Here is a 1,705-nt window from a genome sequence, read left to right on the forward strand (position 1 = left end):
ACCATTGAAGGACCAGCAATCCACAAGGTCCCCGAGTCATGCGTTGCATACCGCGAGGTATGGGGCGAAGCGTTGACAGGGGTGTTGACAGGCCAGCCATTGAGCCACGAAATGTATATTAAATTACCGGGTGCCGACGTTGTACTGTTAACGGAAGGCAACATCATAGGGTGCGATACTGCGAGTGCCACATGGACCCGGCGGGGTCTGAGACCCTGGCATGTCAATACGATCTCTACGCGGGAACCGGGAGATCTCCCCTCTGACCATCTGCCAGTGTCGGAGATGGCCCGCACCGGGAAGACGAGGAGTCATAGCCGGTGATGTACGGAGAGGAGAAGTCGGACTCGCTCATAGTAGCGGCGAAGCAGGCGAACAACCCGAAAGGAGCGGAGTCAGTGGAGCGAAGGAGCGGGGCCAAGGGGAACGCGGAACAGCCACACATGCGCCGGACACAGAGCCGGGAAAGCATGTCACAGAGGCTGTCACGCGTGCGGGAAGCTGCGAAGCAGCGGAAGAAAGAACGGTTTACAGCATTGTTCCACCTGCTGACAGTCGAAGCACTGGAAGCCGCATTCCTCTCCCTGAGCAGGAAAGCGGCCGCCGGAGTGGATGGCATCAGGTGGATGGACTACGCCGGAAACATGAAGAACAACATAACAGATCTGCACCGGAGGCTACATCAGGGCAGCTACAGGGCGCAGCCCGGCAGGCGTCACTACATCCCAAAAGCGGATGGAAAACAACGCCCGCTCGGCATCGCCTCGCTGGAGGACAAGATCGTCCAGTATGCGCTGGTGAAAATCCTGAACGCAGTCTATGAAAACGACTTTATGGGGTTCTCATACGGGTTCAGACCCGGGCGAAGCCAGCACGATGCACTGGACGCACTGGCCACAGGGCTGGTACGCACTAACGTAAACTGGGTACTGGATGCCGACATCAGTCAGTTCTTCGACAGGGTGAGCCACGAATGGCTGATCAGGTTCACAGAGCATCGGATCGGCGACCGGAGGGTAATCAGGCTCATACGTAAGTGGCTCACAGCCGGGACGTCGGAGGAGGGTCAATGGCGAGCAACGGAGGAAGGCACCCCACAGGGTGCGGTCATCTCACCGCTGCTGGCAAACATATACCTCCACTACGTCTTCGATCTGTGGGCGCATCAGTGGCGACGTCGCTATGCCACAGGCAATGTGGTAATGGTCAGATACGCCGATGACATCGTCATCGGGTTCGACAAACGATACGATGCCCGGCGCTTCCGTATAGCCATGCAGCGCAGACTGAGGGAGTTCGGACTCACGGTTCACCCGGAGAAAACCCGTCTGATGGAGTTCGGCCGCTTCGCTGCCGAAAACCGTGCCATCAGGGGAAAAGGCAAACCAGAAACGTTCAACTTCCTCGGGTTCACGCACATCAGCGGGAAAGATCGCAACGGCAGGTTCATGCTGATACGAAAGACCCGCCGGGATCGGATGACGGCAACTCTGAAAGCCATCAAAGACGGTCTGCGAAGGCGCTGGCATTACTCAATCCCCGAACAGGGAAAATGGCTCAGGAGAGTGGTTCAGGGATACCTGAACTATCACTCGGTACCGGGCAACTTCCCCACCATGCAGAAGTTCAGGACACACGTAACAAACCTCTGGCGCCGGGCGCTCAGGCGCAGGAGCCAGAAGGATGATACGACCTGGACGAAAGC

Annotated in this window: 1 protein-coding gene; it reads left to right on the forward strand. The window is 57.7% G+C overall.

Annotation, left to right across the window (positions count from 1 at the left end; all coding sequences use genetic code 11):
* Positions 1 to 323 precede the first annotated feature (323 nt).
* Positions 324 to 1,705 (forward strand): group II intron reverse transcriptase/maturase (gene ltrA, locus ACH6EI_RS27680; protein WP_032409445.1); only part of this gene is annotated, 1,382 nt, incomplete at its 3' end.

Source organism: Priestia sp. JSM ZJ58, assembly GCF_044383985.1.
In the GTDB taxonomy this organism is placed as follows: Bacteria; Bacillota; Bacilli; order Bacillales; family Bacillaceae_H; genus Priestia; species Priestia zanthoxyli.